This is a genomic window from Winogradskyella sp. ECml5-4 (genome assembly GCF_036903175.1).
GTDB lineage: Bacteria > Bacteroidota > Bacteroidia > Flavobacteriales > Flavobacteriaceae > Winogradskyella > Winogradskyella damuponensis.
Map to the genome: position 1 here is coordinate 401334 of NZ_JAYJLF010000001.1, position 8306 is coordinate 409639.

Below are 8306 nucleotides of genomic sequence, written 5' to 3' on the forward strand. Positions count from 1 at the left end.
CATCTACATTTTCTGAAGATCAATATCAGTATGAGTAACACTTGTACCAGAAACAGTATAAACAGGAATTAAGCCTTCTTGTCTATCTAGGACATAACCGGATTGAAATTCTTGTCCACTTTCAAAACTAACCTCAACGGATGTCGTTGGATAATCTTGTCTGTTAGTACCATTTCTCAATTCCTCGCTATCATCTAAATACATTATTGGCCTAGAATTTATAACGTTATCTAAAAGGTTATTTAATGTAGATTTAGCCATTTCTAAATTATTTTCTGCAGTATAAGCTTCCGCCAAAATTAAATAGGCCTCTTCCACTTTGGCTAAGGATAAAGATTTTTGATCTTCTGAAGCCGTTCCTAAATCAAAGAATTTAGGATCTAAAAAGTCTAACCTTGGAAGTGGTGCAAATCTGTTTTCGCTAGCCGTAAAAGTGGCATTCTGAATTTCATTAGGGACACCATTTGTTCCATCGAATTCTACGATAAACAATAAACTATTATTACTAATTACAGTTTGAGCTAAAGATTTTGCGTTAGCTCTATCTCCTAAACTACGGTATACTCTAGATTTTAATAACTGGTAGGCTAAAATGGTTTCAGCGTCACTTTCGTTTTCAATGGCAAGGTCTAAGTAACCTAAACTAGCTTCTAATAATTCGCTTGAAGTAAAAGCTTCACTATTGCTATTCATAGGAAGACCTGTGAAATTTTCACCAGATAATATTAAAGCGTAAGCTTTAGCAAAATAAGCATAAGACCATTGTTGCGTTGTAGCATCTGGATCACTAGGCAATACCGTTTCTAAAGCATATTCTGCCATTTCTCTCAAGGCTCCAATTTCAACTTGCATACTATTCCCATCGATATCTGTATAATCAATTTGGGGAATATCATAGACTTTATTATAAAGCGTATAGTTGTTAAAATAATTATCTGATACCATTTCAGAATTGATAACGATATCATTCATGGTTAAGGCAAGTTGCCTTTTAATACCCATTATCCAACTCGTTGCTGAATTGTTGTTTTCTAGGAAATCCTCTTCTGTAACATTAGGATTATCGACACAAGACGTAAATGTCAGAAGCAAAACCGCTAAATATATATAAGTTTTTTTCATGATTTTTTTGTTTTTAGAAATTTATATTTAATGAGGTTAAAAATTCTCTAGGCGCAGAGTACGTAGCATAAGAAATACCACCAGTAGAAGCCCCTCCTTGCCCCGTTGCTGAACCACTAATTGTGGCTTCAGGATCAAATGACGATGCCGTAAAATTGAGTGGATTATTCACACTAAAACCAATTAGTACAGATTTAATAGTTTTGGTGTTTTTAGGGATATAATTGTAATTTATTCCCATTGTTCTAATTTTTATAAAATCTGTCTTCTCTGTAAATAAATTTGTAAAATTCAACCAATTTGAAGTTCCGTTAGCTTCGACCTCAGCAGCTGGTACAATATCATCTGAAGCACCATATAGAAATCTAAACTGTTGATCAAAACTATTGGCATAAGCACCTTTTTGGTAATTACCATTTGCAAAGAAACTGAAGTTTTTATAAGCGAAGTTCACCCCTAGATTACCAAATAAATCTGGGATAGTAGTCCCTAAATAAGATTGTGCTGTAGTAGATTCCAAAACGCCATTCTCGTCAAAGGTTCCATAGTTTCCTCTGATATAGCCGATAGGGTAACCCTCCTCTACAACAGTTTGAATCGTTCTGGCACTAAATCCGTTAATGTTAAAAGGCGCCACGCCACCAGAGTCCACCACTAAGTTATCTAAAGTGTTTATAGACACATTAAATGATAGGGTTACATTTTCGGTTTGAATAGGAATAAAGTTGGCGTTTATTTCCCAACCTTTATTTTCTATTTCTCCAATATTGTATAATTGACTACTTGCATAGCCACTAGATGGTGTTGGTGGTAAATAGAATAAAGCATCTTTAGTATTGGCGTTATAATAGCCTACTGATAAGTTGACTCTGTTATTAAATAATGCTGCATCCACACCTACTTCAAACGTTCTTGTTTTTTCGGGTTTTAAATCCGGATTTCCAGATTGTCCAAAAAATGCAGCTTGTTCCCCTAAAAAGCCATCAAAATCTATGGTTCTTTCGTTTACAAAAGCAGGAGGTAAATTACCTGCAACACCATAATTTCCTCTTAATCTTAAAGAATTAATAGCCGTTGCATTTTCTAACCAAGGCTCTGAACTCAACAAATAAGAAACACCTGCTTTAGGGTAGTATTGCGTCCCAATATTATCACCAAAAGACGGGTTACGATCCCCTCGAATACCTAAGTCAAAAAACAATTTATCTTTAAAGCCAATATTTTCTTGAAAATAAAACCCATAATTAAGAACTTCTACCAAATATTCTTCACTCGTTTTTATAGCGGCATCGCTAATAGTTTCAGCTCCATCTCTAATATTTGTTCCTACGTATTGAATTTGATGATCCGAGTTTCTGAATAATTGACCACCCATGGTTGAGATAAATGAAAATTTACCTGTCTCAAATTTATGTTGCGCACTTAATTCTAGTGTAATACCAAAGTATTTACGTTCTATATTGGCAATACTCCCCTCGTCTGTAACATTAGTTTGAGTGGTATGTGATAAGTACTCGTTGGTTTGAATGGTTTGATCGTTTTGAACTCTATAATCAATACCTCCAACGAATTTAGTTTCAAAATTATTCGTCGGCTTAAAAGCGAAACTTTGAGACGTTGTAAATCTATTAATAGAGATTTCGTTGTTTTGTAATTCTTCCGCCGTTTTCACAAAATCATTTATGTCGTTAAACTCGGCATCACTAAGATCATCTAACCTATTATTAAAACCTTTTAAAACAGACGCTCCACTTTCTGCAAACCACAAACCTGTATAACCTCCTTGGTTACCATTTCGGTTTCTATTATATACGTTATTCACATAAATAAAGGAACTATTATACGTTACTTTCTCTCCTAATTTTGCTTTAAAACCAGTACTAAAATCTACTTTTCTATTCGCATTATTATCCGCTATCTGAGCACCAGTATTGTCTAAAAAATTTCCAGAAAAACTATAACCAAAACCTTCAGAGTTACCACCACTAATACTTAAGTTATATTTTTGGTAAGTTCCTGTGTGAAATAATAAGTCTTTAGTGCGATCAAAATAGAGAAAATCTGTAGTTGGTGCTACAATTCCCATTTGCGTTGAAGCTGTAATTTGTGTACCTCTAGAAGTACCTTTTTTTGTAAAAATTTGAATCACTCCATTTGCGGCATCTGAGCCGTATAATGTTGTTGCGGCTCCACCATTAATATATTCAATACGCTCTATATTATCCATAGGAATATCGGCTATAGAACTCATAGCAGCACCTTGTGCACTACCACCTCCTAAAGCACTAGTGGTGTTTAAGTTATCCATACGCACACCATCTATATAAAATACTGGTGTGGAACTCAAAAAAGCAGAATTAATACCTCTAGATCTAATAAGTGTTGTTGCTCCCGATTGACCGCCTGTAAAGTTGATCTGGGTATTAGGCAATTTGGTTGCAATCAATTGGTCTATACGTTGGGATGGTAAACCTGCTAAATCTTCGGCTTTAAGAACTTCAACATTGTTAGATAATCGTTTTCGCTGTACACTTGCTCCTTGTCCTGTAATAACAACTTCGTTCAATGCTGCAAAGTGAGGTTTTAAATTCACTATAATTTCTAATTGACCATCTAAAGGAAAATCGACGTCTTCGTATCCGATATAAGTAATTTTTAACATTTTAGTATCCGCAGGAACGGTAATTGTAAACTGGCCGTCATAATCCGTTACAGCACCAATATTATACGCTGTAGCGTAGATATTAGCTCCTAACACAGGTGTATTAGTCTCGTCGTACACCACGCCTTTTATGGTGATATTCTCTTGATTAATCTTAGAAACTGTTTGGGTTATCGGCTTAACTAAAATGCCATTATCAGTAATTTTAAAATCGATTGGCGATTTTTGCTTTAACGTCCTTAACACTATTTCTAAAGGTTGATTATTGACGTTTAAATCAACTTTTGTGTTTTGATAAAGTGCGTTAGAAATATAAATAAATTTTAAATCCGTTTGTTTTTCAATTAAATTAAACACCTGAATTAAAGATGCTTTTTTTAACTGTAAATTAATAGTGTTAGTATTAATATAATATCGCTCAGTGTTGCGTGTTGGATGTGTACTTCCGTAAACATTTAATAAACATGCCAAGATGATGACAGTACTTAATATGAATTTTTGGTGTTTCATAAAGTTGTGATTTTTTTATTGTTTAGTTGTGTTTGATATAATCTTAAGGGATTAAAAGCATAAGCTAATATTGCTATATAGTGCATCGTTCTACTTTAGCTTGCTAACATTAGAGCTAATATGCCTGAGAGCTAAACCAATATGATTCTCTACTGTTTTAGGGCTTATGTCTAATAGTTCTGATATTTCTTTGTATTTAAAACCGTCAATTCTGCTCATTTCAAAAATTTGACGGGTACGTTTTGGTATGGATTCTAAAACATTTTTAATGACATTTTTATTAATTTCTTTTTGTTCGTTAGCAATGATTTCATCCTCTATACTCGGATATAGGCTACTGCCATTTAACTGGTCGTCGTTTTGTAGTGGTCTTGTTTGGTAATTGTTCTTAATTCTTAGGAGATCGTTTTTTAGTATCGCATAGATGTATGATTTTGGATTTTTAATTTTATTAAGCTGGTCTCTATTAGACCATAATTTGATGAAAACATCGTCTACTTTTTCCTCTATGATATGAATGTTAGACTCGAACAAAACACCAAATCTGCACAGTTTGTCATAATATTTTTTAAAAAACACATCGAGTGCCTTGGTATTACCCTCTTGAATTTGTTCAAATAGAAAAAGGTCTTCGCTTGGGGTTACTGAATGACGAATGCTTTTAATCTTCATGATTTTGAGTTATTAGATATTCGTTATGACTCACCTTCTTTATTTCAACATCTGCTATAAATTTTATTGAGTTTATAAACTCATCAATGTTTTGTTCTTTAAAAGCACCCGTAATCTTTTTTTGCTTAATTTTTTCATCAATAATCCTGAAGCTTACTCCGTAATAATTATTTATTTTATAGAGTGCGTCTTTGAATATTAAATTATCGAGAATTAACATATTATCTTTCCAGGCTAAAGCTTTGGTGATACTGAAGTTTCTTTTAGTAACCTCTGAAGTTTTGGTGTTATATATAAGCTCTTCTTTTGGTAATAAATTAAGACTGTTTTGAGAGGTCTTAATTAATACATTAACCTTACCTCTTTCTAATGATACAGACTTATTATCTAAGACGGTATTAACGTTAAAAGCGGTTCCTAAGACGGTAATGTTTAAATCCTCTGTCTGTACAACAAATGGAATTTTTTCATTATGAGTGACATCAAAATAAGCCTCTCCTTTAATGTAAACCCGACGCTTAGTATTAAAATCTGAATTGTATTGAATTTCGCTAGACGCATTTAAAATAACCAAACTACTATCAGGAAGATATACGGTTTGTCGCTGACCCTTACTTGTAGTGACTTGGTTTCTATAGCTTAATTCATCGGAATGCGAAAAATAACCATAGGCTATAAATATTAAAGTAATTGCAGCCAAACTATATACAACACGATGAATTACTTTTCTATTTCGTTTTATAGGTCTTGGTACAGCCTTAGGCTTTAATTGTATTTCTTTTTGCTCTTGATACGCTTTTAAGCTAGCAGGATAGTTATCCCAAATTAATTTATAATTTTCGTAAGTTGCTTTTAATTCATGATCTAAAGTCAGCTCTATTTCAAATATAGCTCTAGCGGCAGTAGATAATTCTTGTGCCAAATAACGAACACATTTTCTCTCATTTTTAGTCATATTAATCATGGAGTAATCCCTTTTACTACTATGAGTAGAAAATTAGAAAATACCCTCAGTGATTAACATCAAGAGATTGACAAGGAATTATTAAGTAAATGTTAATAGTAAATAGAAGGTTATTGGAGCATTATATGGTAAAAAAACAGTGAAGAGCAAATGGTTTGCAGATGATATATTATTTAAGAATAAATAAGACAATTAGCTAAAGTAGCGAGAACAAAAAAAAGCAATCACTATTTTAGTGTTTTCACACTAAATAATGATTGCCTGATAAACCCCTATTTTCCCCCTAAAAAGTCCTTACCATTTAGCCTTTTAAAAATATAGAACTATTAAGCATTCTATCTTTTTTAAACTGAGTCAAAAGTCATTAATATTAAATAAATCACCTAAATTAAGTCAGGTAGTCAGAGGGTAGTTTAAAGAAAAAAACACATTACAGTATTACCCTACAAGGTAGTCTTACCATTAAACACCTGTTTACATGACACTTAATATTGACTTTAAAATTTGAAGCAGATTTACCACTTTAAACACTAATATCTAGAATTAAAAAAAAGACCTCTAAAAACAAGAATACAGCTACCTTCCAATCTTTTTTATAGGTTTGAAATGACAGAATTTTCGTAAATAGACTATATATTTGCAGTCCATCTCCAAAAAATCATTCAAATTGTTACGTTATATTCCCCTAATATTATCGTTTATATTATTACCTATTAACAGTAAAAATGATCAAAATTATAGTCAAGATAATCAACAAGATGTCTCTAAAGAAGAGCTATCAGAAGTTGACCAACGCCTACTAAGGTGTGAACACATTATCTATAACCCCAAGTCATCCAATAAAGAAATTTATAAAGCTTATTTAGAAAAATGCCATATCTATAAAGGCTTATTTAACTATACTCAAGCTTTAGAAAACTTAGAACTAGCCAAAAAAGTAGGCCTATTAACAGACGAAAAAGAAAAAGTAGACATAGAATACAAAGTAGAACGCCTATTTATACATTTTGATTTACTTGAATTTGATAAGGTTATCGAAATGATGCCTTCAATTTCTGAAGAAGATATAACCTACCTTGATGTAGAAAAGCAAGGTTTTTATTATTCTGCTTTGGCCTATATGGATATTCGCCAAGAACGGTACATAGAGGGTGATCGGTATTTAAATAAAGCTTTAGTACTTTTAGAAGAAAGCGCACCAAAACATCTACCACTAGTTTATAGAAAAAAAATAAGCATGTACAAAAAACAAGGACTACATGATAAGGTTCTTGAAAGTTTTGAGAAAGGCTTGTATTATGCCGAAAAATATAAAGTAGACATCTATTTAATAGCAATGTATGACGACATTTCTTATTACTATTCTGAAATAGGAGACTTTGAAAACGCCCTTAAAGCAACACGTAAAGTTAGAACAATAGGTACCAAATTTAATGGAAATAATAAAAGTGGAAGACTTCAACTATTAGAAAGAAAACTACAAGAACAAAGAGCTCAACGTGAAATTGATAAACAAAATAAAATCCGAAAAATCTATATAGTACTTATCTCTACCCTTGTAGTTGGCTTATCGTTATTATTTTATTTTCTTAAAGTCGCAAAACGCCAACGTAAACTTGTTGAATTAGAAAATAATACGATTCGCAATCACTTAGAACGTGTTACCCAAGAGTTAAATGAATCTGGGCAAAATAAAATAGACCTAGACAACTACGACTTAACCGATAGGCAAAATGAAATTATAGCATTAGTAAAGCAAGGCAAAACAAATAAAGAGATTGGAGCCGAGTTATTCATTTCTGAAAATACCGTAAAGTATCACCTTAAAATTATTTACGAAACTCTAAAGATTGGTAAACGCACAGATCTTTAACAGTCCTAATATAACAAAATCAAAACCTTTGATTCAATAAATTAGATTATAAGAGGACATCTTTTCTTATTCCACTTATCATAAGGGTGTCAGTGTTAATATTAAAAACGGGTCATTGCTAAAAGTTGTGTGTGATGATTAAAAAAAGATTCTGATTTTTGTAAAAAAAAAAGACTTTTGGACAATTATCTAGAACTACTGAAACTTATTCTTCCTGAATTTTTAATAGATCATTTTGATTTAATTAGGCATACCAAGAATGGAGAAGTCATGCATCTCTATTTCGAAGAACGCAATATCACACCAAAAGAAGAAACTGCCCGAGAATTAATAGCTCATGGCTTTCATAAACAAGCCACAATACAAGACTTTCCCTTAAGAGGGAACACAGTATATCTACATGTTAAGCGTCGTAGATGGTTAGATAAAACCACTAAAGAAGTTGTACAAAGAGACTGGAACTTAGTTGCACAGGGAACACGAATGACTACCGAGTTCGCTGC

The 8306-nt window shown here is 32.5% G+C and carries 6 protein-coding genes; 2 read left to right on the forward strand and 4 right to left on the reverse strand.

What is annotated here, in order from left to right; genetic code table 11:
* Positions 1 to 3: 3 nt before the first annotated feature.
* The 4 genes from VDP25_RS01715 to VDP25_RS01730 form a co-directional block, all read right to left on the reverse strand.
* Positions 4 to 1122: a tetratricopeptide repeat protein gene (locus tag VDP25_RS01715; protein WP_334466060.1), complete on the reverse strand. Its 1119-nt coding sequence runs from the start codon at positions 1120 to 1122 to the stop codon at positions 4 to 6.
* A 13-nt stretch (positions 1123 to 1135) separates the two neighbouring features.
* Positions 1136 to 4294: a SusC/RagA family TonB-linked outer membrane protein gene (locus VDP25_RS01720; RefSeq protein WP_334466062.1), complete on the reverse strand. Its 3159-nt coding sequence runs from the start codon at positions 4292 to 4294 to the stop codon at positions 1136 to 1138.
* Between the two features lie 90 nt (positions 4295 to 4384).
* Positions 4385 to 4966 carry an RNA polymerase sigma factor gene (locus tag VDP25_RS01725; RefSeq protein WP_334466063.1) on the reverse strand — a complete coding sequence of 194 codons (582 nt, stop codon included), beginning with the start codon at positions 4964 to 4966 and terminating at the stop codon, positions 4385 to 4387.
* Positions 4956 to 5921, reverse strand: a complete 966-nt coding sequence (locus VDP25_RS01730; RefSeq protein WP_334466065.1) for a FecR family protein — start codon at positions 5919 to 5921, stop codon at positions 4956 to 4958. The genes VDP25_RS01725 and VDP25_RS01730 overlap by 11 nt, the downstream gene beginning before the upstream one ends.
* 676 nt (positions 5922 to 6597) lie before the next feature.
* On the opposite strand from VDP25_RS01730, the gene VDP25_RS01735 reads away from it, so the two are divergent.
* Complete coding sequence (locus VDP25_RS01735; RefSeq protein WP_334466068.1) at positions 6598 to 7803, forward strand: helix-turn-helix transcriptional regulator; 1206 nt, start codon at positions 6598 to 6600, stop codon at positions 7801 to 7803.
* Between the two features lie 177 nt (positions 7804 to 7980).
* Positions 7981 to 8306: ISAon1 family transposase N-terminal region protein (locus tag VDP25_RS01740; protein ID WP_334466070.1), on the forward strand; the 326-nt coding region annotated here is incomplete at its 3' end.